Origin of the sequence: Maricaulis sp., assembly GCF_017643475.1 — a bacterium.
Taxonomy (GTDB): Bacteria; Pseudomonadota; Alphaproteobacteria; order Caulobacterales; family Maricaulaceae; genus Maricaulis.
In genome coordinates, this window is the sequence record NZ_JAEPNI010000002.1 from 450,661 (window position 1) to 476,698 (window position 26,038).

Sequence of the window (26,038 nt, forward strand, 5' to 3'; positions counted from 1 at the left end):
TGTGCATGGTTAACGGACTGTTGGCCCGCACCAAGCAAAGTTACGAACAGTGGTTATAGGATATTAATTACGCCGCGCGCTCTGCAGATTCTTCAAGTAGAGCAACAAACTCCACTCGATCTTCATCTGCACGCGCACTTACACGGCCACCGGCATTGCGTGCGATGAGGCCTGCGTAAAACGGCTGGATGGAACGACCGTCCAGGCCATTCTCGGGAATCTGGCCGTCCAGGGCCTGTCCCGCCGCCTCCTCAATCCGGGCGCGACGCCCTTCAGACACGATACGAATACGTGTGCTACCAGCCGTTTCCGTGGCCTCGACGGTCACCGTGCCACCACGTGGCGCAGCGTCGACACCCATGATGCACAGATTCAGCAGCAGGCGCGACGGGGACTTTTCCAGGCCCGGCGCTTCAACTTTCCAGACAATCTCCGGCTTGACCGCCGAGAACATCGCCTCGGTGAGGCGCTGCAGCTCACGCGTATCCAGCGTCGCCGGGGCAGAACCTCCCGCGCCAAACGCGAGGCGCGCAAATTCCAGCTTGGCCTGGGCCTGGCGTGAACTTTCACGAACCAGCTCCATAGCGTCGTCATGCATGTCAGAGCTGTCCGGATCGTCCAGAACGCTCAGCGCAGCACCCAGTGCAGAGACGGGGCTGACTAGATCATGGCAGAGACGCGCGCACAGCAGCGCGGCCAGTTGGTCGGAGGCCAGTTCGGCAGGCAGTTCTTGTGTCATGGCGATACGGATACATGATTCTTCGTGAATCTGACCCTTTTTGACACTTTGTAGCAATTCAAGGCGTGGAAAGGACTTGGCAACCAGATCAGGGCAGGACATGATTCGGACAGCTGGGGAGCTGTCTTTGCAATTCGTGTTTGGCACTGCATATCGGTGCGGAACTTGCTAGAAAGAATTCGCCTGGACATCGAGACGGTGCCAGGCCGAGGTGAGACCGAGCGGAGTTATAGCAAAGTCATGTCCGGATTTGATGTTACCCGAGCCGACAAGAACCGGGCCCGCGGCCTTGTGGCGCTGGCATCCCTGAGTGTTTCTGCAGCCCTGGCCATCGCGCTGTGGACCAGTCGCGATGCAGCGGTTCAAGCTGACAGCTTCATCGCCGAGACGGATATCACCGAACCTGAGTTCGCCGCACTTGCCCCGGTCCCGCCATCCAGCGTCCGCGACCTTGTCCAGCGCGCCACGGCCCCGTCAAACTATGTTGAACCGTCGCGCCTTTACGCCGAGCCCTTCATCTTTGCGCCGCGCACGGATCCGATCGCCTTTGACGCCGATGCTTTTGCCGAATGCGATAGCTGCGCACCGGTTGCCCTGATCGAGCGCTCCGTACCGCGCGGAGGCACGCTTGCGGGCGTGCTGGATGATGCCGGTGTCGACCGTGTTGAAGCGGCCCGGGCGATCGCCGCACTCGGGGACGTTTTCAATCTGCGCCAGCTTCGTGTGGGCGAGGAAATCAGCATCTATCTGGAAAACACGGACACTGGAAATGCCTCTCTGCGTGGCCTCTCCTTCCGCCCGGATATCGAGCGCTCCATCACGGTCGCTCGAACCTATGACAACGGCTATCGCGCCCGCGAGACCACGGCTGAGTTCCGCAGCGAAATGGTTCGCGCGACCGGCTCCATCACCACATCGCTTTATGTTGATGCCCTGAATTCCGGCGCCACCGACCGGGTTGTGGTCGAGCTGGCAACCGTTCTGGGTTACGCCATCGACTTCCAGCGCTCCATCCATCCGGGCGACGAGTTCGACATCCTGTTCGAGCGTTTCGTCGACGAGGAAGGTGACACGGCGCGTACGGGCGACATTCTCTATGCCCGATATGATGGGCGCGGCGAACCGATGGATTTCTTCCGCTTCCAGACCGATGACGGCCTGGTTGGCTATTACAGCGCCGAGGGCGAAAGTGCCCAGCGTCTGTTGATGCTGACCCCGATCAATGGTGCGCGCCTGTCCTCGCATTTCTCACGCGCCCGCCGTCACCCCATACTGGGCTATACACGACGCCATAACGGCACCGACTTCGCCGCTCCGCGTGGCACACCGATCATGGCAGCTGGCAACGGTGTCGTGGAACGTGCCAACCGCTTTGGCAGTTTCGGCAATTACATTCGTATCCGTCACGCCAACGGTTTCCAGACTGCCTATGCGCACCTCAACGGTTTTGCGCGCGGCATTCGCTCCGGCACACGGGTCACCCAGGGCCAGATCATCGGCTATGTCGGCACGACGGGGCGCTCCACCGGTCCACACCTGCACTATGAAGTGCACCTCAACGGCAATCCGGTGAATCCGATGACGCTGGACCTGCCGACAGGTCGCCAGCTGGATGATGACGAGATGCCGGCCTTCTTCGCCGAACGGGATCGTATTATCGCGGTCCGTGATGCGGCGGCGAGTGTGGCTTCCAGCAATCGCCCCGTGTTGGCCGAGGCTGGCGAAGGCGGCGCGCAGTAACAAGGTCTGACTTGACCCGGCGCGCTGGGCTTCTTATCTGACAGCCCGGCCCCGGATTGCCCGCCGCTCGCAGACCTCTGGTCATGGTGAAAATCCGGATCACATCGATCCCATTCCGCACTGCGCGGCATGCGATGCGATGGCAAGGCGAGCCCCATCACGCTTTACGCATGCTTGCAACGCATGAGGAAAGACGATGTCTGACACCCTGAACCTGCCTGATCGTTCGACGATCAAGACCCAGGCCAAACGCCTGCGCCAATCCCTGGTCGCGGAGGGCAATTTTATGTCCCACTCCGAGGCCCTCGAACTTGTCTCGAAACAGTATGGCTTCCGGGACTGGAACACGATGAGCGCAGCGCTGGACAAGCCTGGCAAGACCGGGCTGCAAGTCGGCCACCGCGTCACCGGCCGTTATCTCGGCCATGCCTTTACCGGCACCTTGCTGGGTTTGCAGAACCTGGCCGGCGGTCGCCGCCAGGTCGCCCTGCACCTAGACGAACCCATCGATGTGGTGAAATCCAGCTGGTTTTCATCCTTCCGCCAGCGCATCACGGGCACGCTGGAAAAAACCGGCGAAACCTATGCACGAACGTCGGACGGAGAGCCGGTATTGGCGCTCGACTGCTGATACCGGACAGCTGACAAAGGAAAAGGGGCTGGAAATCCAGCCCCTTTTTTTTGTTCCGGGTCTAGTTGACGGTCTCGCTGACCGGCCTGGCTTCGCTGACAGCGACACCATTGATGACCAGCACACCGGCCTCCGCACTTACACGGATCTCGTCGCCATCCTTGATATCGCCCTGCAGCAACAGGCGGGCGAGCGGATCCTGGACCTCTTTCTGGATCACCCGCTTGAGGGGCCGTGCGCCATAGGCCGGATCAAAGCCTTTCACCGCCAGCCAGTCACGCGCGGCAGCGTCCAGCTCGATCGTCATGCGGCGATCCTCCAGAAGATGTGCGAGACCCCGCAGCTGGATGTCGACAATTGCGCCCATATCCTCCGGCTTGAGCTTGGAGAAGAGGATGGTCTCGTCGATCCGGTTGAGGAATTCCGGCCGGAAATGTCCGCGCATCACCGCCATCACACCATCGCGCGCTTCGGTGACATCATCGACCAGTTGCAGGTGCTCGGCACCCAGATTGGACGTCATGATGATGATTGTGTTGCGGAAATCGACGGTACGCCCCTGACCATCGGTCAGCCGGCCGTCATCGAGCACCTGCAGGAGCACGTTGAAGACATCCGTGTGCGCCTTCTCGACCTCGTCCAGCAGCACGACCTGATAGGGCCGGCGACGGACGCTTTCGGTCAGGGCACCGCCCTCCTCGTAACCGACATAACCCGGAGGCGCGCCGATCATGCGGGCAACGGAGTGTTTCTCCATGTATTCCGACATGTCCATGCGGGTCACCGCAGTCTCGTTATCGAAGAGGAATTCGGCCAATGCCTTGGTCAGCTCGGTCTTGCCGACACCGGTCGGGCCCAGGAACAGGAAGGAACCGATCGGACGGCTTGGATCCTTCAGACCCGCACGCGCACGGCGCACGGCGTCGGACACGGCGACCAGCGCTTCTTCCTGACCGATCACGCGGCCGCGCAATCCGTCTTCCATGCGCAAAAGCTTGTCGCGTTCGCCTTCCAGCATCTTGTCCACCGGAACACCGGTCCAGCGCGAGACGACATGGGCGATTTGCTCGTCATCGACGACTTCCTGCACCATCTGGTCTTCATCGCCCTGCTGCTCGGCTTCTGCGAGCTTGCGCTCCAGATCCGGCAAACGGCCGTATTTGATCTCGGAGGCCTTGGCCAAGTCGCCCCGACGCTCGGCATCAAGAAGTTCCTGGCGCGCCCGTTCGAGGCCTTCCTTCAGCGTGGTCGCCGAGGCCAGCTTGTCCTTCTCGGCGCGCCAGGCGGCGGTCAGTTCGGCGGACCGGGCTTCGAGCTCGGCGATTTCCTTGCCCAGATTGGCAAAACGCTCGCGGGACGCGTCATCGCTTTCCTTCTTCAGCGCTTCCGCCTCGATTTTCAGCTGGATAGCCCGGCGATCGATCTCGTCGAGTTCCTCCGGCTTGCTGTCGACCTGCATGCGCAGGCGCGAGGCGGCCTCGTCCATCAGGTCGATGGCCTTGTCCGGCAGGAAACGGTCGGTGATGTAGCGATTGGACAGATTGGCCGCGGAGACGATGGCACTATCAGCGATACGAACGCCGTGATGCACCTCGTATTTCTCCTTCAGGCCACGCAGGATCGAGACGGTGTCCTCGACCGTCGGCTCCTCGACCATGACCGGCTGGAACCGCCGGGCCAGGGCCGCATCCTTTTCAACATGCTTGCGGTATTCATCCAGTGTCGTGGCACCCACACAGTGCAGTTCACCACGGGCCAGGGCAGGCTTGAGCAGATTGGACGCATCCATGGCGCCATCCGTCTTGCCTGCACCCACAAGCGTATGCATCTCGTCGATGAAGAGCACGATCTCGCCATTGGCGCTTTCGACTTCCGACAGCACGGCCTTGAGACGCTCCTCGAACTCACCGCGATATTTCGCACCGGCGATCAGTGCGCCCATGTCCAAGGCGAGAAGACGTTTTTCCTTGAGGCTTTCCGGCACATCGCCATTGACGATGCGCAGCGCCAGGCCTTCCGCGATGGCGGTCTTGCCGACACCCGGCTCACCGATGAGAACCGGATTGTTCTTGGTCCGGCGGGAAAGCACCTGGATGGCGCGGCGGATTTCCTCGTCCCGGCCGATCACCGGATCTAGCTTGCCCTCGCGCGCAACTTCCGTCAGGTCGCGGGCGTATTTCTTGAGCGCCTCATAACTGTCTTCCGCCGACTGACTGTCCGCCGTGCGGCCGGCACGCAGATCATTGATGGCCGTGTTCAGCGCCTGCGGGGTGACACCCGCAGCCTTGAGCGCGTCATGGGCCTTGTTGTCGGGATTGAGGGAAATCGCCTGCAGGATACGTTCAGCGGAGACGAATTGATCGCCGGCCCGCTTGGCGGCGTCATCTGCAGCGCCGAACACCTTCGCCGTTTGCGGGGCGAGATAGAGCTTGCCCTGGCCGCCTTCCACTTTCGGCATGGCGTCGAGGGCCTGGTCGACGGCGTCCTGCACCTGGCGCAAACGCCCGCCTGCAGCCTGGATGAGGTTTCCGGCCAGACCGGTTTCGTCGTCCAGCAAGGCTTTCAGAATGTGTTCGGGCGCAAATTGCTGGTGGCTGGATTTGAGCGCCAGCCCCTGAGCGGCCTGGATTATGGACCGGGCCCGGTCCGTGTAGTTTTCAAAGTCCATGTCTATCTCCCGTTAGAGGCGAGATGGGTGCGAAGGACCGCCCTGATAAGGCACGGCAAATTCGCTTTTCGTATGGCATGTAGGTGTGGCACAACCATCACACAAGAGGTGGTCGCGCGACATTCTGACCACCCAGCGGAGATTCCACCTTCATGCCCAAGCTTAGCGCCATTCACCGGTTTCCCGTCAAAGGGTTCAGCCCGCAAGTCCTGGACCAGATCGAGCTGACACAGGGAAAAGGCCTGCCATTTGACCGCCACTGGGCGATCGAGAACGGCCCGGGACAGTATGATGCGACCGCACCGGGACATGTCTCCAAGAAGAATTTCCTCATGCTCGCCGCCCAGTCTGACCTGGCGGGCTGGAGCACGCGTTTCAACGCTGAACACCAGATCTGGACCGTCATCGCGCCGGATGGCACCTGCCTCCAGGTCGATCTCAATGATGCGGAAACACACGCGGCACTGTTCGACCATCTCAGCCAGGCCCTGTCGGACCAGGTCCGCGGACGCCTGCGCCTGATTCAGGCGGGCAGCCAGGCCATGACCGATATCCCCGATCCCTACCCGTCCATCATCAATCTTGCCTCGGTGCGCGATCTGGCGGAACGCACCGGCCAGGCGCTCGATCCGGTCCGCTTTCGCGGCAATCTGCTGATCGATGACCTGGAACCCTGGGCCGAGCTGGACATGGTGGGCGAACGCCTGGTGATTGGCGAAGCCGAGGTCGAGATCCGCGCCCGCATCCGCCGCTGTGTCGCGACCAGCATCAACCCTGTCACCGCGGCCAGGGACGCCGACATCCCCAAGGCCCTGTTCGACAGTTTCGGGCACATGGATTGCGGTGTGTATGTATCGGTGGAACGCGGCGGCAGCGTCGCGGCAGGGGACAGAGTTTCAGGCAAATAAAAACCCGCGATCGCCAGGCAATCGCGGGTTCAAATCTTGAAACCTACAGCGTTTAAGCAGCTTCGCTTTCGCTGTCCTCGGAGGATTTTTCGCCGGCTTCGGCAGACGCTTCAGCGCCGTCGGAACCTTCCGATGCGCGCGGACGACGCGGGCGGCGGGTGCGGCGGCGCGGAGCCTCCTCATCACCTTCCGGAGCCGCAGCGGCTTCCTCGGACGACTCTTCGCCATCAGCCTTGGCCGCTTCGGACTGCTCGCCTTCCGGCGTTGCATTATCCTCTTGCTGGCGGCGGCCACGTCCGCGACCACGGCCACGACCGCGACGGTCATTGCCCTCGCCCTGGGACTGGTCCTCGCCCTCGGCGTTCTCGCCATTGGCTTCCGCGTTCTCGGCACCTTCCTCAGCAGCGGGATCGCGCTTGGGCTGGTTGGCCTGGATGATGCGGTAATAGTGTTCGGCGTGCTGATACAGGTTCTCGGCCCGGACGCGGTCGCCCGAGGAGGACGCATCGCGCGCCAGCTGGAGATACTTGTCGTGGATCTGGGTCGCATTGCCCCGGATCTTCACCTCAGGACCATTGCTCTCAAAGGTCCGGTTCGCAGGATTGCCTGGCTTCCGACCTCGACCGCGCTGACGCTTCATATCGTCGTTCCCTGTGTAAACAGCGGTAATAACCTCTGGCCTAACCGTGCAGCTGCAATGATAAGCCTGTCGCCTGTTCGGGGTTGTTCAATTAGCCGGATCTGTCAGGTGGTTCATCCGGCCGCGCACGGCCCCCAAGGCGCGTCCACCTGATGAACGGAACCTAGACCGCCCTTTGCAGCTTTCCAAGCCCTTTTAGCCGTTTCTTTATGACAAAGACCCGAGCACGACACGATCATGCCCGGCCAGATCCTTGATTATGGCGATTCCCGACAGGCCTTGAGCGCCCAGCAGCCCGCTCACCGCCTCGCCCTGGTCATAACCGATCTCGAAAGCCACCAGCCCGCCGGGTTTGACCAGGCCCTGCGCCTCCTCGAGGATGGCGCGATAGGCATCCAGCCCGTCCAAGCCACCGTCCAGCGCCAGGTGCGGTTCGTAATCACGTACTTCCGGATCCAGCGTCTCCATGACATCAGAGCGAATATAGGGCGGGTTGGACACCAGGATGTCGAACGTCGCGGCCGGCAGTCCCCGCCCCCAGCTCGCCTGCAGGAATTCAGCCCGCTCATCCAGACCACAACGGCGTGCATTCCTCGCCGCGACATCCAGGGCCGCCTCGGACACATCCACGCCGACGCCTTGCCAGGCTTGGCGCTCGCTGAGCAGGGCCAAAAGGATCGCACCGGAACCGGTGCCGATATCCAGCACACGCGCGGTCTCGTCTGCCCGTTCCTTCAGCACCGCCTCGACCAGGGTTTCGGTATCCGCGCGCGGGGTCAGCACATCGCCTGTGACCTCCAGCTCGAGCGTCCAGAAGGGCTGGGTGCCCAGAACCTGTGACATCGGCTTGCGGTGGATGCGCTCCCAGGCCAGCTCAGCCAGATGGCTGATCTGTTGCCAGGAACACAGCGCCGGGTCTGCCACGGCCTCCGCAAAACCGGCGGGCGCCAGCACATGCGCCAGCAGAAAACGTGTATCCGTCTCGGCCTCGCCAATGCCGGCCTCGCCGAGGCGTCTGACCAGGTCCGCACGCACCTCCACCAGGCCCAGCTCAGCCCAGGCATCGCGCAGGGGCTTGCTGGCGCTGGCGTCAAAGACGGTGCGGGCATCCACAACCATTTTATCAAAATCGGAGTTCACGGTGGCTCAGCCTGTCTAGCTCCTCGCCCTTGATGGGCGAGGTCCCCGGACCCGTCCGGGGGGAGTGGGTGCGCGGCGCAGCCGCAAAAACGACCGTTGGCTTCGTGCCTTCGGCACGTCACCCTATCCGAACCCGATTTCATCGGGTCCACCTTCCCCATCAAGGGGAAGGAAAATTACCCGTCCTGCTCCATCGCGGCCAGACGCGCAGCCTGGTCCTCGGAGATCAGAGCGGTGACAACCTCGTCCAGCCCGTCTCCGGCGACAATCTGATCCAGCTTGTAGAGCGTCAGATTGATGCGGTGATCGGAAACACGGCCCTGCGGATAATTATAGGTGCGGATACGTTCGGAACGGTCGCCGGAACCGATCTGGTCCTTGCGCTCGGCGGCCCGTTCAGCAGCCGCGGCTTCGCGCTTCATGTCATAGAGCTTGGCCGCAAGCAGCTCGGCGGCCTTGGCACGGTTCTGGTGCTGGGACTTCTCGGCGCAGACCACCATGATGCCCGTCGGCAAGTGGGTCATGCGAACCGCGGACTCGGTCTTGTTGACGTGCTGGCCACCGGCACCGGACGCGCGCATCGTGTCGACACGAACCTCGCTCATATCCAGCCCGCTCTCGATATCGTCCGGCTTGGGCATGATCGCCACCGTCGCCGCAGACGTGTGGATACGGCCCTGGCTTTCCGTCGCCGGCACACGCTGGACACGGTGCACGCCGCTTTCAAACTTCAGACGCCCGAACACGCCCGCTCCGGAAACAGAAGCGATAACTTCCTTATAGCCGCCATGCTCGCCTTCCGACGCACTGTCCAGCTCCCAGGTCCAGCCCTGCAGCTGGGCGTAACGCTCATACATGCGATAGAGATCGCCGGCGAACAACGCCGCCTCGTCACCTCCGGTTCCGGCCCGGATCTCGACCAGGGCGTTGGCGCTGTCATCCTTGTCCTTGGGCAGAAGCAGGAGATTCATCCCGTGCTCCAGCTCGGGCAGGCGCTCCTTCAGCTCGTAGAACTCGTCCTTGGCCATTTCCGCCATCTCGGCATCGTCGGAATTCATCATCTCCTCGAGATCGATGAGTTCCTGACGCGCCGCTTTCAGCTCGGCAGCCTTTTCGGCCACCGGGCGAAGCTCGGCGTGTTCCTTGGAGAGTTTGACGATCTCCTCCGCATCGGCGGCAGCGCCAAGACGGGCTTCGACCTGGTCAAATCGGTCGATGACTTGTTCGAGTCGGGCTTCAGGTGCGTGCATGGGCGTGAGGTATCATTGCGCGCGACAATTGGAAATGCCTTGACGCTGTTATCCCAGCGCCAGCGCTGCCCGCACACCGATGACCATCATGACGATGGTGCTGGCGGCGAAGATGAAGAAGCGCACAGGTATGAAATTCCACAGGGCCTGCACCAGGCTGTGTGAAACACGCAGGCCGACATAGGCCCAGGCCAGGGCGATGTTCAGACCGTCCGCGACGCCGGCCAGGTGGCAATAGATGACCAGCGCGAAAAAGATGGTGGGCTGTTCGTGTAGGTGATTGAAATTGTCCGCGATGCGCTTCACCTCGATGGGCAGCACATCCATCTCGGACTTGGCTTTCATCTTGGCGGCATTGATGCCTGCCTTCTGCATGGCGGGGATTCGGGTCGCATACATCCAGAACCACATGACAAAGGTCCAGATGATCAATGCCAACATAGGTGTGAGAATGGAATTCATCGAATCGCCCCTGAAAAACCAACCAGTCGGGTCGGAGATTAGAGCGCTTCGCCGGAAAAAAGCGAGCGAAATTCCGGTTGTCAGGTCTGCAATGTTTTCAGGCGCACATCCGCGGCAGGCGCCTCATAGCTATCAAACTGTTCCAGCAGGCCTTCCACCCGGTCATCCACCTTCAGTGCGCCACGATGTTCAGGCGCCAGGAAACCCTGTTCCGTCATCGTGTCGAGGAAGCCGACCAGGTCATCATAATAGCCGTCCACATTCAAAAGACCGACCGGGTGGCGGTGTTGGCCGAGCTGTCCCCACGTCCAGATCTCGAACATCTCCTCCATCGTGCCGATCCCGCCCGGCAGGGCAATGAAAGCGTCTGAAAGCTTGACCATCTTGGCCTTGCGCGCGTGCATGGACTGCACGACGTGCAGCTCGGAAAGATCCATGTGGGCGATTTCCTTGAGCGCCATGAATTCGGGGATGACACCGACGACACGCCCGCCGGCGTCCAGTGCCGCGTCGGCGACCTCGCCCATCAGGCCAACCTGGCCCCCGCCATAGACGACTTCGATCCCGCGCCGCGCCAACACCTGGCCGACCTTGCGCGCAGCGGTGACATAGACCGGCTTCTTACCAGGATTGGAACCACAGTAGACGCAAATGGATTTCATCGAGATCAATCCCTGTTGGAACCCCACCCAACTCCTCTATCCTGCTTCCGGCGGAGGAGGAATATGCAAATGAAGTTCGCACTGCTTGCGCTCGCCCTTACGAACCAGCCCGTCGCGGAAACCGTGTCCGGCAATGAGCCCGAATTCCCGATCACCGTGCCCAGCGAGATGTGTCGCGGTTATTTCTTTGTCCCGGTGACCCTGCGCCCCGGCGAAGATGGCGCGGAAGACCGGACGCTCTGGTTCATCTATGACACCGGCGCCTCAACCACCTATGTCGATCCGGACAGTGTGGCGCGCATTTCCTCCACCCGTGTGCGCGAGGGCCAGCGCGCGAACTTTCCGGAAATGTCGATGGGCCCGCTGCGGGTGACCAGCCTGCGCGCCCGTGTACAGGATCTCGATCATCTCTCCCTGGCCCTGGGCCGGGAGGTCGATGGCATTCTCGCCTTTGATGCCTTTGATGATTATCTGCTGACGCTGGATTATGCCCGCGATGAAATGCGTATCGAGCCGGGGGAACTGCCGCGACCGGACCGCCAGACCGTGTTCAATGCCAGCGGACCGGATGACCGCCCCTGGCTGCGGATCGAGTTTTCCAACCGTACCCGGCGCATGCTGATCGATAGCGGCGCGGCGCTCTCCGGCTTTTCGGTCAATCATATCGACCGTTTCGAGACGACCGCCGATCCCGTCGCGTCCGGCGCCTCCTTCCGGCTCAATCATATCGAGCGCCGCTCTTCGGCCCGGCTCAGCGAGAATGCGCGGTTTGGCCCCAACGAGCTGGTCACCCCGACCATCCAGTCCACTCCCGGCACCGAGCTGATCGGTGGCGAGATCATGCAACATTTCATCTGGACCTTTGACCAGCGCCGCGAACGTGTGCGTATCGAACGCATCGATCCGGACGCACCGATCACGTTTGAACCGGTCGTCAGCCACGGCATGGTCTTTCAGCCCGAGCCGAACGGCTTCCGCGTCGCCGACATCCTGCCGAACACGCCGGCCTCACGGGTCGATATTCGCGCAGGCGATCTGATCACCCATTTCCACGGCACACCGATCGGTGAACGCGGCTGTAATCCGCCCGAGGCAAACACCCTGCCCCTGATCATTGAACGCGACGGCGCAGTGATCGAACGCGTGCTGGAGATGTTTGCGATCGTCGACTAGGCCAGCCGCCTGGCCAGCCCGGCAAACGCCTCGATCACACGTTCCGGCGGCATGTCGTAGAGCTTGGCACCCACCGTAACCTCGATGGCCGGACGCTCCTGTTGTGGCAAGTCCCAGCAGCGTGAAAACAGCCAGACGCAATGGTCACGCGCGACCGCATCACGCGCGGCATCAATAGCGTCGACCGAGGCATCAGCCTCGACGTGAAAGAGATTGGTCTGCACTGGGGAGGGCGTCACCGACAGACCGTCCAGCCGGTCAATCGCGTCGCCCAGCATCCTCGCCCGCGCCACCAGTTCCGGCATCAATTCAACCTGTTCGTCCAGCAGGCGCAGCGCATCGGCCGTGTTCGGCCAGGCCATGGGAAACATGCCGCCCAGCCGGGCGCGCCAGGTGCGCATCTGTTCGATAAAGGCCTCTTCCCCGGCCAGGACCGCCCCGCCAATCGCGCCAATATCCTTGTAGAGCGAGACATAGACCGAGGCGAAACCCTCGCAGATCTCGGCATAGGAACGATCGTCGAAATGCGGCCGGGTTGACCACAGGCGGGCGCCGTCCATGTGCAGGGGCAGGTCCAGCTCGGCAGCCCGCGCCTTGAGCGCTTCCAGCACACCCCAGCGCGGCAGGAGACCACCATTATGGCGCTGGCCCAGCTCAACGATCGCGCAACCGGCATTGTCGGGCAGATCACTTGCGGTGAGCACCTTGGCCCACTCCCCCATCTCGACCGGGTCGAGCCCGTGCACATAACGCGCGCCCTCCTGCTCGTGCAGCAGGAGGTGGGAATTTGGGTGCAGGGCGAGGCGGTAATTGCCCCGGCTTTCACAATGCAGCCGCGCCGCCAGCGCCTGGCCCATCGTTCCGGTGGGCATCCAGACCGCAGCCGGCTTTCCGGTCAGTTCGGCGATGCGCTGTTCCAGCGCCTGGGCGGTCTCGCCGGTGACATAGAGTTCCCAGCCCTTGCCGTCCGCCTCCATCCAGTCCGCAATCGCGCGCAGGCGCTGCGCCGGTGTTTCCGGTCGGTGAAAGGGGAAACCCAGATCCAGCTCGCAGCCCGCTTTCAGCGCCTTGTCCATCTCAGACCAGCCCCGCCTGGCTCGCCGCCGTCCAGCCGACACGCACCTCGCCCGCATGTTCAATCACCGGGCGTTTGACCAGGGTCGGGTTTTCCGCCAGCAAGCCCGCCGCATCCGTCTCGACACGCGCCCGCTGGGCCTCGTCCAGACCGCGCCACGTGGTCGAGCGGGTATTCACCAGCGCCTTGGCACCCACAGCCTCCAGCCAGAGCGGTGCCTTCGCCGCCAGGTCAGCCTCGGCGCGGATGTCGACAAATGTGTAGGCCGTGCCCGCCGCATCCATCGCCTTCATGGCTTTCTTGCAGGTGTCGCAATTCTTCAACCCGTACAGCGTGGTCATGATGTCTCCCGGAATCAAAAAGGGAGCAGAACTAGGCCCGCTCCCTCTTTTCATTTCAAGCGTGAAACGCTGATCGGTTTTACTCGATCGTCACGCGCGACAGGTTGTCGTCGGAATTACGATCGACCAGCTTGTTGTACGGATCGATACCGACATAAAGCGGCTCCTCGTCAACGATCAGCTCGAACCGCATCGTGTTCTCGTTCACACGGTGCTTCTCCATGTAGAGCACGTGGTCGGAACCCTCGATAGCTCCCTCGAGATCACGGGTGAACACCCCGATATCGATCAGATAGTCGATCGCCTCCTCGGTCTGCTGGCCTTCGCCATCAGCCTCGAACTTGCGGGCCTCGACATCGATCACGACATCCCAGCGGCCATCTTCCCGCTGCGTCGCCGTCGCGTCGGTGACCTGCAGATCAAACAGGATGATCCGCTCGAAGAAGTCGGTGATCACACTATCCCACTCCGGACCGGCTTCCTCGCGTAGTATACGCAGGAAATCGAGCGTGGTGGCATAGGGTTCGGACGAGAAGGCCCGCTCCTCGATCAGACGCTGCAGGGCCCGGTTCACGGTGTCTTCACCGATATAGTCCTGCAGGGCGTACATGATCACAGAGCCCTTGCGATAGTGGATGTATTGCTGGTTCTCGACCCGATAGAGCGGCTGCTCCTCGATGGCTTCTGAACCACGCGATCCCAGATAGCTGTCCAGCTCGTATTTGAGGAAGCGACGCATCGCGTCCTCGCCATACTCCTGGCGCATGACCATCAGCGCAGAATATTGAGCGAAGGATTCGATCAGCATCGTGCCACCCTGGACATTGGCTGCCATCACCTGGTGCGCCCACCACTGGTGCGCCGCTTCGTGCGCGGTGACGTAGTAGACATAGTCAATGGCGTCCGGATCCGTCAGATCACCGATGAAACCAATGCCTTCCGAATACGGGATCGTGTTCGGGAAGGATTGGGCAAAGGTCTGATAGGACGGGAATTCCAGAATACGGAACTGGCTGTACTGGAACGGGCTGTGCACCTGGGAGAAGTAACGCAGGGAGTCAGCCGAAGCCTCAATCATGCGCTCGACATTCCAGTCATGCGGCTGGTGATAGAAGACCTGCAGATTGATGCCGTCGAACTCCTGTTCGGCAACTTCATAATCGGCAGACAGCCACGAGTAGAAGTTCAGGATCGGGCGATCCATGATGTACTCGTAACAGGCACGGTCACGACCGGATGCGTCCTGTTCGGACCATTCCCGCTCAAGATAACCCGGTGCCACCGCGATTTCGCCCGCCACGGTGCAGACCTCCGTGCGGAAATCGACAAAGTGGGCAGACTGGCCAAAGCCACTTTCAAACCAGCGATGCTCGTCCTCAAGCGGATAGGCCCGCGGCAGAGGCTCCAGACCTTCACGACGACGCTGCTGCCGATCCTGCAGGAACCATCCCTGGTTCACACCGATCTGCGGCATGGACTCGCCGTTGTTAAAGAAGGTGCCGTTGTAGTTGACCGTCGTCACATTGCCGCTGTTACGAAAACCGGGATTGTTGCGATGGACCTCAAAGTCCAGCGTCCGTACTTCGCCCGGCTGCATCGGCGGTTCCAGCGTGAAGGAATAGATGTACATGCCTTCGTCAGTCGTGTCGGGCGTTGCGCCTTCCATCTCTTGACGGACCACAGTCGTGCCCGCGCCATAGGACAGCCAGAGCGTATCCAGCGGCGCCTCGGTCTGGTTTTCCATCACATACTGACCCACCGCTTCATACCGGCGGTCTTCCGGATAAATCTCGACTTCATAGGATGTCGCCGTGATCGTCGGCTGAGGCAGATCTACGAGATGGTCGTAGGTCCGCTCATACTCCGCACGCATGGTGCGCGCCTGCGGTCCGGAGACATACTGGTTGATGACATTGGTGTTGTAGAAGATCCAACCACCGGTCACCCCGGCACCGATCAGCGAAATCATCGCCAGACCTGCCGTTGCGGGGGTAAAGCCGACAAACAGGTTCTTCAGACGAGTACCGATCGGGGTGAGCGCGCCACGGCTCCAGAGCTGATAGGCCAGTACCATGAGGAACAGGGCCCAGAAGCTCCAATACAGCGTGAACCAGAGTGAGATGCCCAGGAAGTGGCCATACCCGTTCATATCCGAATACGGAGCTCCGGGTGAACCGCCATACTGATAGAGATTATGGTCAAAACCGATCTGGCTCATGATCAACGAAGCCACAAAGAAGACCAGCATGGCCGCCATGCCCAGCCAGCGATTATTCAGCAGAACCTGCAGGAAAATCGCCAGCGCGGACAGCAAGGCCGCCGGCACAATGATCTCCATCACCGACCGGATGAAGTACTGATCCATCTCGATGGCCGTATAACCCATCGCCAGCTGAGACAGTGCCGCAGCAACAACGGCCACTACGGCTAGCGAAAGGATGACGACCATCATCGCCAGGAATTTCGAGGTGATAAATACCCAGCTCGGTGTCGGCGTCGCATCCGTGATTTCGTTGAAACGGAAACGACGTTCGCGCCACATCAGTTCAGCCGCGTAATAGATCACGATGATGATCGGGATGATCGAATAAGCACCATTGATGGTGTTCATCATGACCCGAGTGACCGGATAATTATCTGTGCCGTAAATGCCATTGGCGAAGAAAAATCCGGGCACGGTATTGAACAAACCGAACGCCAGGATCACCCAGAAGGCGACGTTCAGGACAACACCTTTCACCTCGAATCCGAGGCGCGCGACGAACTGCTGACGCGTTGTCGTCCCGTTCAGGACCGGCTGCATGCGCGGCAGTTCAAGATCAGAGATCGCGCTCTTCGGTCCAACAGCCGCCTGCGCCTTGCTCTTCTTGGACGCGCTCGCCGAACCGCCCTTGCGGAAGCGGAAAGTGAACACGCTGAGCAGCAACAAGGCCAGACCGATACCGATCCAGATCAGGCGGTTCATCAGGAACAGCCCCTCGAACGGAATGACCTGGGTATTGGCCTCGAATGCGGTCCAATAGCGTGTCACTTCGCCGAATGTGTTGAAGGCAAACGGATCGATCAGCGCGAACTCGTCACGCAATTCCGGCTCCTGGCCGGCGATTGCGCTGCCGACAAAATAGAGCACCAACAGGCCGAGGAAGGCGACCCAGACGAAGATCTGGGAGCGGGTGAAATTGGCGACGGCGAACAAGACCGTGCCCACGACCCACATATTGACCAGGCCGATGGAGGCATAGACGTAGAGATACCAGCCCAGATTGGTCGGTCCGATCAGCTCCTGGTCCAGCCAGGGCATCATGGAACCGATCAGGAAGGCGAGCGGTACGGATGCGAAACACAATGCCGTCGCGATGAAACCGCCTGTGAACCGTCCCAAGACAAAGTCGAACTCCTTCACCGGACGGGAGAAGAAGAGCTCTTCCGACTTGAAACTTCGGTCACGAATTACGCCGGACGACAGAAACGCCGCCGGGATCAGCCCCCCGAAGAGGGAGAAAATCATGATGTTGATGGTCAGGGCGTTGGGCGAATTGATATTCGTCGCACCGCCGCCGCCCACCTGGATGTTGTCAATGGTGACACCGCCAAACACCAGCAGGAAGAAGATGGCGAAGACGGCAATGAATACGGGAGAGAAGAGCTGATAGCGAACCTCAAACCCGGCGATCTTGGAGAGCATGACGTGCTCCTTTCAGACAGGGTTTGAAATCAGGCCGCAGCCGCTTCGGATTGACCACCACGGATGGTGGCGAAATAGACGTCTTCCAGATCCGGCTGGATGGATTCAAAGCCATCACCCGGGTCGCTGTCCGCCAATACGTGGATACGCACCTTACCGACCGTCAGACGCTCGGAGATGATCTGGTACTTGCCACGCAGGCCCGCCAACTCGGATTTCTCGATTGTCTTTGCCCAGACCTTGCCGTTCAGATCTGCAATGAGGTCATTCGGCGCTCCGGCAGAAACAATCTGGCCGCGGTTCATGATGGCCATTTGCGGACACAGGTCAGCCACGTCTTCAACGATGTGCGTGGACAGGATAACCACGACATTCTCACCGATTTCAGACAGCAGGTTGTGGAAGCGGTTACGCTCTTCCGGGTCGAGGCCGGCAGTCGGCTCGTCGACGATGATCAGCTGCGGGTCACCCAGCAAGGCCTGGGCGATGCCGAAACGCTGGCGCATGCCGCCGGAATAACTGGCAACGGCCTTGTTGGCGTGCTGGGACAGATTGGTCTGTTCGAGCAGTGTCTCCACCACAGTCTTGCGCTCCTTGGCGTTCGACAGGCCCTTGAGCACAGCCAGGTGGTCCAGCATGGCGCGCGCCGACATGCGCGGATAGACGCCGAAATCCTGGGGCAGATAACCCAGCGTGGCGCGCAGGGCCTGCGGGTCCTTGAGAATATCGATATCACCAAAGGTCAGGCTGCCCTGATCCGGTGATTGCAGCGTGGCGATCGTGCGCATCAGCGACGACTTGCCCGCGCCATTCGGGCCCAGCAGCCCGAACATCCCCTTGGGGATGGAAAGCGACACGCCATCGAGCGCGCGCACCTTGTTGCCATAGGTTTTCGTAAGTCCGGATAGTTCCAGCATAACAGCTCCCACGGGCCCTGTCGGCCCGGTCCCTCGCAATGTAACTCCTAGCATAAGCCTATTCTGGCTCAGCCGTGCCGGACAAATGAGCTTTTGTTTAGTCTTGGCGAAAGGGGGATGGTTTGCGGGAGCGTCCCGCTAGGTTGTGACTTCCGTCGCAGCGCGTTCAAGAGCTGCTGGATCTGCCAGTCCAAGCCAAGGCATTTATGGAGACGGGCGCTCCAACTTGGGCCACGTTTTCACGCTTCGCATACTTGTTCATCTGCTCACGAACCCAATGCCAATGAATCCGTCTGGTGATGTATTGCACCGCTGTCGCACCAGCGAACATCACCGCCATGACCGTCAGCTCGGACTGCACAGCATCCGGCGAAAACCCTGGGAAACCGACAGAAGCCAACAATGACGGAGCGAAAGCCACCAAGCCGCCCAATAAGGCACTATGGGTGAGGACGAGCCAGCGGGACCGCCCGTCGAAAAAGTACAGCGGATTGTATTTTCGCACCCCGGCGCCGCTCAATCGCTTGGCCCGGAAATATGACCGTGGAAGCTGCCTTGCCAGCCGAAAGCGGACGCGTTCCACAGTTGTTGGAGCAAAGGCTTTCCACCCAAGCTGAACTGTGAACCGGGCTGCAACGACGGCTGCGACAAAAATCGGCAGCAGCGCTATGACCTTGAATGGCCAATCCGGAAGGCTGAGTTCGTTCAGGACAAGATTCAAAACCACAACCAGCATAACGGACAGGCCAGCAACCATGACCACAAATGCATACTCTCGACTCTGCAAAAGCCAGTATTCGCGTGGTATCCTGATTGATCTGTCTTGAGCCCGAAGCATCACTTTACCGTGACGATTGGTGCGCCCGTCTGCAAGCGAAAATCGCGAAAATCGCGTCAAACGTTCTCGGTTTCAGCACGCATTTCCTCAGCGCGTTTCTCAACCATTTCAACGATATGTTCGACCATCTCCTCGTTGGAGACATTGTGGTCGGGTCGGCCGGAGACATACATCTTGCCACGGCCAGCACCACCGCCGGTAAATCCAAGATCGGTCATCAGCGCTTCACCCGGACCATTGACGACACAGCCGATGATGGACAGCGAAATGGGTTCGGAAATGTGCGCCAGACGCTCTTCCAGCGTCTGCACCGTGCGGATCACGTCAAACCCCTGACGCGCGCAGGACGGACAGGCGATGATATTGACGCCTCGCGTGCGCAGGCCCAGCGATTTGAGGATATCAAAACCGACACGGACCTCTTCCTCCGGCTCGGCCGACAGGGACACACGGATGGTGTCACCGATGCCCGCCCATAGGAGGGAGCCGATACCGATGGAGGATTTCACCGTGCCGATGCGCTGCCCGCCGGCCTCGGTGACACCAAGATGCAGCGGCGCATCAGTCGCTTCCGACAAAGCCTGATAAGCGGCCACGGTCAGGAAGGCGTCGGACGCCTTCACCGAGATCTTGTAATCGCGGAAATCGAGATCCTCGAGGATGCGGGCGTGGTCCAGCGCGCTTTCCACCATCGCCTCGGGACAGGGCTCGCCGTATTTTTCCAGCAGGTGTTTTTCCAGCGAACCGGCATTCACACCGATGCGGATGGCACAGCCATGATCGCGCGCGGCCTGGACGACATCCCTTACCCGGTCCATCGAACCGATATTGCCCGGATTGATGCGCAGGCAGGCTGCGCCCGCCTCTGCCGCCTCGATACCGCGCTTGTAGTGAAAATGGATATCGGCAATCAGCGGCACGGTCGCTGCGCGGGCGATTTCCCGGAACGCGGCAGTCGACGCCTCGTCCGGACAGGACACACGCACCATATCGACGCCGGCCTCTTCACAACGACGGATCTGGTCGATCGTCGCGCCGGCATCGGCAGTCACGGTATTGGTCATGGTCTGGACGGTAATCGGCGCATCACCGCCGACCTGCAGATCACCGACCTTGATCTTGCGGCTCTTGCGACGCTCGATCATGCGCCACGGACGAACGCTGCGCGGATCTTTGCTGAGGTCGGACATGCGAAAACGCTCCAATCAGGTTTCAGACCCGATATAGCGGCTTCATGTGGCGCTTTCGAGAGGATGAACTCGCTTAGCGCTCACCTTGTGCAGTTTCCGCCTGGGCCAGAACCGGCTGGTTCTCTACGGATAGGCCTTCCTCGCCCAGCGAACCGACAAGCTCGCCGTCTACCTCCAGCTGGATGGCACCGGCATTGCGGGCGGAAACGGTCAGACCGTCTTCCTGGGCCCGATAGGCTTCACCTGCCGCCAGCTCACGCGCAAAAAGCACACGGCCAGAGGCGTCGCGCACTTCAAACCAGGTCGGCGCTGTGGCCCGCATGATCACGTCCTGTGGTACGGTGGCCGTTCCCAGCGGCAGGTCCGACCAGATATCGGCGACCGTCACCGGCTGGCGATTGGCGGCGAAATCCTCGCGCGCCCAGGCCGGAGCAGCGTCCGGCGGCGATGGCATATTGGTCAGGCCGGTGTCATTGCCTGCCTGCTCGGCATACCAGAAGGCAACAGCCGCAACGCTGGCCAGGATCATGGCAGCGCCAAAAACACCGCGTGGCAGCTTGATTTCGCGACGGGTCTGGGCCGCAGCTGTCGGCTGGGCACGACCTGTTTCGGTATCCACTTCACGTTTGAACTGGTCAACGATGGCGATGCTGTCCAGGGACAGGAAACCGGCATAGGTCCGCAGATAACCAATAGCATAGGCACGCGCCGGAAGGCCGCGCGGATCCATGGTTTCAATCGCTTCAAGATAATCCTTGCGGATACGGGTCTGGGTGGCGGCCTCATCCAGGCTCAGCCCGGCTTTTTCACGCGCCTCACGCAGGCGTTCACCTGCAGAAAGCTGGAGAATATCTACGCCTTCATCTGCAAACACAGCATCAACTGGGACAAAGCCCGTGCTCATAGCTTGACTCGACATTACCACCCATCGCTCATTTCAAGAGCGACCTCACCCAAATGCGCAATCTGAATAGCCCCCTCAGCTCGCGCACCTCGATTAGATCAAATCTTAACCACATTATCAACTGCCGCACCTGGCAGCCCGGCCTCTTCACCTGCTTCGAGCATCATCGAACGCAAGCTATTGACCGGTTCATTCATGTGATCAGCAATCCAGGTGCCAAGCTTGTTCGCATCCATTTGCGAAATCATGCTTTTGACCGGACCGATATTTGAGGCGGACATGGAAAGGCTTTGGAAACCAAGAGCAATCAGCACCGCAGCTTCGAGCGGACGGGAGGCGGTTTCACCGCAAACAGAGACCGGAATCTCGTATTTCTGACAGGTCTGGCTGATCTGCTGGAACAGTCCCAGGGCGGGCGGGCTCAACACATCGTACCGATCCGAGACACGGGCATTGTCCCGGTCCGCCGCGAAGAAGTACTGCATCAGATCATTGGCGCCGACGGACACGAAATCGATGATGTCAACGACTTGTTCCATGGCCCAGGCGATGGCGGGAGTTTCCAGCATCATGCCGACCTGGACTTCGCTGGGCAGTTCGTGTCCCCGCTTTTCCGCCTGACGCAGTTCGCGATCGAGCATGTCGCGCGCCGCGCGCATTTCCCACGGCGCGGCGATCATCGGGAACATGACTCTCAGCGACCGGCCGGCCGCAGCCCCGATCAGCGCCCGCAGCTGGTAACGCAGCAGGCCGGGCCGATCGAGCCCCATGCGGATGGCCCGCCAGCCCAGCGCCGGATTCGGTTCAACAGCTGATGGCGCAAAAGGCGCTACCTTGTCGCCGCCCAGATCCAGCGTGCGGAACACCACCGGCTTGTCCCCGGCAGCTTCCAGAACAGATCGATAGACTGTGGCCTGCTCGTCCAGGCGCGGCAGGGTATCGGAGACCATGAACTGGAATTCGGTGCGGAACAGCCCCACACCATCGGCGCCCAGTTCTTCCAGCTGTGTCATTTCGATCAGCAGGCCGGCATTCATCTGAACCGTGACCTCACGTCCATCCCGGGTCCGGGCCGGACCGCGCAGCTGGGCGTAACGTTCCTGACGGGCCGAACGAGCCTCGATGCGTTCGTCATAGGTCGCGACAACATCATCGGTGGGTCGAATGTGCAGCAGGCCAAACTCGCCATCCAGGATCAGCGGGTCGCCATCCTCGGCGCGGTCGAGCGCGCCCTCCAGATTGCCGACCAGCGGGATGCCGAGCGCCTTGGCGACGATGGCGGCGTGCGAGGAGGCAGACCCCTCCTCCAAGGCTATGCCCTTGAGCTTGTCACGATCGAAATCGAGCACTTCCGCGGGGCCCAGATTGCGGGCCACGATGATCGCATTGTCCGGCAGTTTGATGCTGGCGCCCGTATAGGCCTCGTCCAGGTGCCGCAGCAGGCGGTTGGCCAGGTCTTCCAGATCATGCAGGCGATCGCGGAAATACGGATCCGGCGATTTCATCAGGCGGGCACGGTTCTCGTTTCGCACCCGCTCGACCGCAGCCTCGGCAGTCAGACCAAGACGGACGGCCTCGCGCAGACGTTCCAGCCAGCCCCGGTCCTGGGCAAACATGCGATACGCCTGCAGGACTTCGCGGGTTGGGCCACCAAAGGCACCGCGGCCACCCTCGAGCATCTCGTCCACGGCGGCCCGCAAGGCGGTCAGCGCCAGTTCGAGCCGTAGCTCCTCGCGCTCCATGTCGTCGGCGATCAGATGGTCCGTGCCGACATGCGGCTCGAACAGGACAGCAACGCCCTTGGCCAGACCGCTGGCGAAGGCCCCGCCCTGGAAACGCTCCGGCTTGGACTGGCGAACATCCAGTTCCGCCATTTCCTCGGCTTCGGCGATATCGCCACTGGCGACGATCTCGGCCAGGACCATGGCGACGGTCTGCAGCGTCTCGACTTCCTCCTCGGAAATCTCCCGCTTGGCCGCCGCCTGGGCCGTCAGGACCCCCACCAGGCGACCACCGCGCAGAATTGGAACACCGACAAAGGTGTCGAAGGGTTCCTCACCGGTTTCCGGCTTGTAGGAGAAGGCCGGATGCTGGCTGGCGCTTGATGTCGTCAACGGACGGGCATTGCGGGCGACCAGGCCGACAAGGCCCTCGCCCGGCTTGAGACGAACCTTGTGAACGGACTCGGTTTTCAGACCGTGCGTCGCGCACAGCTCAAGCGAGCTGGATTTTCGCGACAGGTAGATCGAGCACACATCCCAGCCCGCCTCCTCCGAAATCATGTCGGTGAGGTGGTCCAGTCGCTCCTGCGCATTTTCCTGCACGGCCATAAGCTCGCGCATGCGCGTCAGCAGCCTGCGGGGATCCCTGACGGCCGGTTGGGTCGTTTCGGTCATGCGTTGATATGGTCCAGTCCGTAAGCTGCATGCAAGGCCCGCACAGCCTGCTCCACAGCATCATTCTCGATCAGTGCAGAAATCTTGATCTCCGAAGTTGCAAGGACCTTTACGGCGATTCCTGCCTGGCCGAGAACTCCAAAGAGGGAACGGGCGATGTCGGCGCGCTGGCGCAGGCCTGCACCGACAACGGAAACCTTTGCCAGACCGGTCTCATGCGAAAGCACGGATCCGTCCGCGGCCTCTTCAACCGCCGCCAGCGCGCCCCTGAGATCACGCTGGGAAACCGAAAACTCCAGATTATGGCGGCCGTCATCGCGGCCATGCGCCTGGACGATCATGTCCACGCCAATGCCTGCATTCGCGAGCGCCTCGAACACGGTTTCCGCAAGACGGCTCGGCTCCGTCGCGCCCAACAGCGCAATACGCGCCTGGTCACGGGCATAGGCCACACCACTGACCAGTCGGCGCTCGCCCAGCGCTCGCTCAGGCACAACATGGGTCCCCCGACTTTCTCCCGGCGCGGCAAAGCTGGAGACGACTTTCATCTCGACGCCCTGGGCCTTGGCATACTCGACAGATCGCGGCTGCAGGACTTTCGCGCCCTGGCTGGCGAGCTCCAGCATTTCGTCATGACTGACGGCGTCCAGGCGCGTCGCCTGCGGCTCGACACGCGGATCGGTCGTGTAGACACCATCCACATCGGTATAGATGTCACAACGTGCTTTCAGCGCTGCGGCCAGCGCCGCTGCGGACAGATCGGTTCCACCTCGCCCCAGCGTCCGCAATTCGGCCTCACGCGTAATGCCCTGATATCCGGCCAGCACAGGCACTTCGCCTGCCGCCAGCGCGTCCTCGAAAATCTGCACATCCATGTCGGCGATGGAGGCAGCGCCACAGGGGCCCGTCGTCACGACCGGCGCCTGCCAGCCCATGATGGAGCGCGATTTCAGTCCCAGTTCACGCAGAGCCAAGGCCATAAGCGAGGCAGAGACCTGTTCGCCAGCGGCCAGGGCGACATCGGTTTCACGATCGCCCAATCCACCACCCAGTTCGCTGGACAGGCCCAGCAGGCGGTCGGTTTCACCGGACATGGCGGAAACAACGACGATCGGCGTTTCGCCTTGCTCGACAGCGTGTTGGATCAGGCGGGCGGAGTGCCGAATTCTCTCGATAGAGCCCACAGAAGTTCCGCCAAACTTGGCGACAACACGTGTCATTCAGGCCGTCCCTCGCTGCCCCGACTGCTCTATGGCTGCATATAATTGCGCGCGGGCCTCGATTACACCCCGGCCTGCGGCCATATTAAGGCGCGACGCGCCAATCCGTCGCCTGTCCTAATGCGCTGACAGCCGCTATGCAATGTCACAACGCAAGGGACGACGACTCGTGACCGTCCAGAACCGTGGGAATATCAAAGGACAAGCCATGGGCAGCCAAGCCGCACCGGACACTCTCAACCGCCCCTCGATCGACCCGGAAGAGGTCGAGAAATTCTCGCGCATTGCCGCGGAATGGTGGGATCCGGACAGCAAGTTCAAACCCCTGCACAAGTTCAACCCGGTCCGCCTGGACTTCATCCGCGACACCGTCAGCCTGCACTTCAACCGCTCCGGCGACAAACCCTTTGCAGGACTACGCGTGCTGGACATTGGCTGTGGCGGCGGACTGGTTTCCGAACCCATGGCTCGCCTCGGCGCTGAGATGGTGTCGGTCGATGCCTCGGAAGCCAATATCAAGACTGCCAGCGTGCATGCACAGGAAGTCGGGCTGGAGATCGACTATCGCCACGGTGTCGCCGAGCAATTGCTCGAGGCCGGCGAACAATTCGATGTCGTGCTCAATCTGGAAGTGATGGAACATGTCGCCAATCCGCACACTTTCCTGATTGATTGCGCGCACCTGGTCAAACCGGGTGGTCTGATGATCTGTGCCACCATCAACCGCACGCCCAAGGCCTTTGCACTGGCCATTGTCGGGGCGGAATGGATCATGGGATGGCTGCCGCGCGGCACGCATCGTTTCGGCAAGCTTGTACGCCCCTCGGAAATCCGCACAGCCCTGTCCCAGGGCGGCATGGAAACCGAACCACCGGTTGGCGTGACCTATAACCCGCTCAATGACCAGTTCTCGATCGGCAGCGACGTCTCGGTGAATTACATGATGGTCGCACGCAAGCCGGACTAGGCCTGGTCGCGCCAGTCCCGATAAGGGTTCAGCGCCAGATTGATATTCTTGAAACGCGGATCGGTGCTGACCTCGGCGCCGCACCAGTCGGGCAGATCAACGACCTGGTCTTCTTTGTCCAGCTCGATCTCGGCCATCACCAGTCCCGCATTGGCGCCGGCGAAGACATCCAGCTCCCAGACCAAACTGCCCTGCGGCAGCAGGTAGCGCGTCTTCTCCACCACCACGCTCGCCCTGAGCACCTGTGCCATTTCGCGGGCATCGGCGAGCGGGATCTCGTATTCGAACTCCGGCGCAGCAAGACCGGTGGACCAGCCCTTGATAGTCAGCCAGGCCTGTGTCTCGTCGACGATGCGCACACGCAAGGCCGGATCAAACCCCTCACCCAGATAGAACTGGCTGAGCCGCTTCGCCTGCAAACCCGACAGCGGCGGCAATCGCTCCGGCAGGACACGGAATTTCCGCTCGATCTCGACATTCGCGCCCATGCGC

22 protein-coding genes are annotated in these 26,038 nt (G+C 61.1%); 5 read left to right on the top strand and 17 right to left on the bottom strand.

What is annotated here, in order from left to right; genetic code table 11:
- Positions 1-67: 67 nt before the first annotated feature.
- Positions 68-739: a histidine phosphotransferase ChpT gene (gene chpT, locus JJ889_RS09480; RefSeq protein ID WP_291894264.1), complete on the bottom strand. Its 672-nt coding sequence runs from the start codon at positions 737-739 to the stop codon at positions 68-70.
- A gap of 240 nt (positions 740-979) precedes the next feature.
- Between chpT and JJ889_RS09485 the strand changes: the two genes are divergently transcribed.
- A complete protein-coding gene (locus JJ889_RS09485; RefSeq protein WP_291894267.1) occupies positions 980-2,479 on the top strand; it encodes a peptidoglycan DD-metalloendopeptidase family protein in 1,500 nt (499 codons plus the stop codon).
- Between the two features lie 196 nt (positions 2,480-2,675).
- Positions 2,676-3,110, top strand: coding sequence for a glyoxalase superfamily protein (locus JJ889_RS09490; protein ID WP_291894270.1), 435 nt, complete (start codon positions 2,676-2,678; stop codon positions 3,108-3,110).
- Between the two features lie 61 nt (positions 3,111-3,171).
- Here the strand turns inward: JJ889_RS09490 and clpB are convergent, their stop codons facing one another.
- Positions 3,172-5,778, bottom strand: a complete 2,607-nt coding sequence (gene clpB, locus JJ889_RS09495; protein WP_291894274.1) for an ATP-dependent chaperone ClpB — start codon at positions 5,776-5,778, stop codon at positions 3,172-3,174.
- Positions 5,779-5,930: 152 nt separating this feature from the next.
- On the opposite strand from clpB, the gene JJ889_RS09500 reads away from it, so the two are divergent.
- Positions 5,931-6,686, top strand: a complete 756-nt coding sequence (locus tag JJ889_RS09500; protein WP_291894277.1) for an MOSC domain-containing protein — start codon at positions 5,931-5,933, stop codon at positions 6,684-6,686.
- Between the two features lie 52 nt (positions 6,687-6,738).
- Here the strand turns inward: JJ889_RS09500 and JJ889_RS09505 are convergent, their stop codons facing one another.
- The 5 genes from JJ889_RS09505 to JJ889_RS09525 form a co-directional block, all read right to left on the bottom strand.
- Positions 6,739-7,326 (bottom strand): DUF4167 domain-containing protein, encoded by a 588-nt coding sequence (locus JJ889_RS09505; RefSeq protein WP_291894280.1) that lies wholly within the window; start codon positions 7,324-7,326, stop codon positions 6,739-6,741.
- A 207-nt stretch (positions 7,327-7,533) separates the two neighbouring features.
- A complete protein-coding gene (prmC, locus tag JJ889_RS09510) occupies positions 7,534-8,466 on the bottom strand; it encodes a peptide chain release factor N(5)-glutamine methyltransferase (RefSeq protein ID WP_291894283.1) in 933 nt (310 codons plus the stop codon).
- A 176-nt stretch (positions 8,467-8,642) separates the two neighbouring features.
- Positions 8,643-9,716 (bottom strand): peptide chain release factor 1, encoded by a 1,074-nt coding sequence (prfA, locus tag JJ889_RS09515; RefSeq protein ID WP_291894286.1) that lies wholly within the window; start codon positions 9,714-9,716, stop codon positions 8,643-8,645.
- 48 nt (positions 9,717-9,764) lie between these two features.
- Positions 9,765-10,178 carry an MAPEG family protein gene (locus tag JJ889_RS09520; RefSeq protein ID WP_291894289.1) on the bottom strand — a complete coding sequence of 138 codons (414 nt, stop codon included), beginning with the start codon at positions 10,176-10,178 and terminating at the stop codon, positions 9,765-9,767.
- An 80-nt stretch (positions 10,179-10,258) separates the two neighbouring features.
- Complete coding sequence (locus JJ889_RS09525) at positions 10,259-10,846, bottom strand: TIGR00730 family Rossman fold protein (protein ID WP_366940090.1); 588 nt, start codon at positions 10,844-10,846, stop codon at positions 10,259-10,261.
- 63 nt (positions 10,847-10,909) lie between these two features.
- On the opposite strand from JJ889_RS09525, the gene JJ889_RS09530 reads away from it, so the two are divergent.
- On the top strand, positions 10,910-12,013 hold the full coding sequence (locus JJ889_RS09530) for a hypothetical protein (protein ID WP_291894294.1): 1,104 nt from the start codon (positions 10,910-10,912) through the stop codon (positions 12,011-12,013).
- Here the strand turns inward: JJ889_RS09530 and JJ889_RS09535 are convergent.
- The 9 genes from JJ889_RS09535 to JJ889_RS09575 form a co-directional block, all read right to left on the bottom strand.
- Complete coding sequence (locus tag JJ889_RS09535) at positions 12,010-13,089, bottom strand: low specificity L-threonine aldolase (protein WP_291894297.1); 1,080 nt, start codon at positions 13,087-13,089, stop codon at positions 12,010-12,012. The genes JJ889_RS09530 and JJ889_RS09535 overlap by 4 nt on opposite strands.
- Before the next feature lies 1 nt (position 13,090).
- A complete protein-coding gene (locus JJ889_RS09540; RefSeq protein ID WP_291894300.1) occupies positions 13,091-13,429 on the bottom strand; it encodes an ArsC/Spx/MgsR family protein in 339 nt (112 codons plus the stop codon).
- Between the two features lie 79 nt (positions 13,430-13,508).
- Complete coding sequence (locus tag JJ889_RS09545) at positions 13,509-17,114, bottom strand: M1 family aminopeptidase (protein WP_291894303.1); 3,606 nt, start codon at positions 17,112-17,114, stop codon at positions 13,509-13,511.
- A gap of 29 nt (positions 17,115-17,143) precedes the next feature.
- A complete protein-coding gene (locus JJ889_RS09550; protein WP_291894306.1) occupies positions 17,144-18,031 on the bottom strand; it encodes an ABC transporter ATP-binding protein in 888 nt (295 codons plus the stop codon).
- Positions 18,032-18,197: 166 nt separating this feature from the next.
- Positions 18,198-18,929: a hypothetical protein gene (locus tag JJ889_RS09555; protein ID WP_291894309.1), complete on the bottom strand. Its 732-nt coding sequence runs from the start codon at positions 18,927-18,929 to the stop codon at positions 18,198-18,200.
- Positions 18,926-20,059, bottom strand: coding sequence for a flavodoxin-dependent (E)-4-hydroxy-3-methylbut-2-enyl-diphosphate synthase (ispG, locus tag JJ889_RS09560; RefSeq protein ID WP_291894313.1), 1,134 nt, complete (start codon positions 20,057-20,059; stop codon positions 18,926-18,928). The genes JJ889_RS09555 and ispG overlap by 4 nt, the downstream gene beginning before the upstream one ends.
- Before the next feature lie 73 nt (positions 20,060-20,132).
- The gene (locus JJ889_RS09565; protein WP_291894316.1) at positions 20,133-20,963 is read right to left on the bottom strand and encodes a helix-turn-helix domain-containing protein; all 831 of its coding nucleotides are present in this window, start codon (positions 20,961-20,963) and stop codon (positions 20,133-20,135) included.
- A gap of 98 nt (positions 20,964-21,061) precedes the next feature.
- Positions 21,062-23,305, bottom strand: coding sequence for a phosphoenolpyruvate--protein phosphotransferase (gene ptsP / locus JJ889_RS09570; RefSeq protein WP_291894319.1), 2,244 nt, complete (start codon positions 23,303-23,305; stop codon positions 21,062-21,064).
- 50 nt (positions 23,306-23,355) lie between these two features.
- Positions 23,356-24,579, bottom strand: a complete 1,224-nt coding sequence (locus JJ889_RS09575) for an aspartate kinase (protein ID WP_291894322.1) — start codon at positions 24,577-24,579, stop codon at positions 23,356-23,358.
- A 208-nt stretch (positions 24,580-24,787) separates the two neighbouring features.
- Here JJ889_RS09575 and ubiG point away from each other — a divergent pair, with 208 nt between their 5' ends.
- Positions 24,788-25,546, top strand: a complete 759-nt coding sequence (gene ubiG / locus JJ889_RS09580) for a bifunctional 2-polyprenyl-6-hydroxyphenol methylase/3-demethylubiquinol 3-O-methyltransferase UbiG (RefSeq protein ID WP_291894325.1) — start codon at positions 24,788-24,790, stop codon at positions 25,544-25,546.
- On the opposite strand, the gene JJ889_RS09585 is transcribed toward ubiG, so the two are convergent.
- Positions 25,543-26,034 (bottom strand): CYTH domain-containing protein, encoded by a 492-nt coding sequence (locus JJ889_RS09585; RefSeq protein ID WP_291894328.1) that lies wholly within the window; start codon positions 26,032-26,034, stop codon positions 25,543-25,545. The two genes, ubiG and JJ889_RS09585, sit on opposite strands and share 4 nt — an antisense overlap.
- Positions 26,035-26,038: the final 4 nt, after the last annotated feature.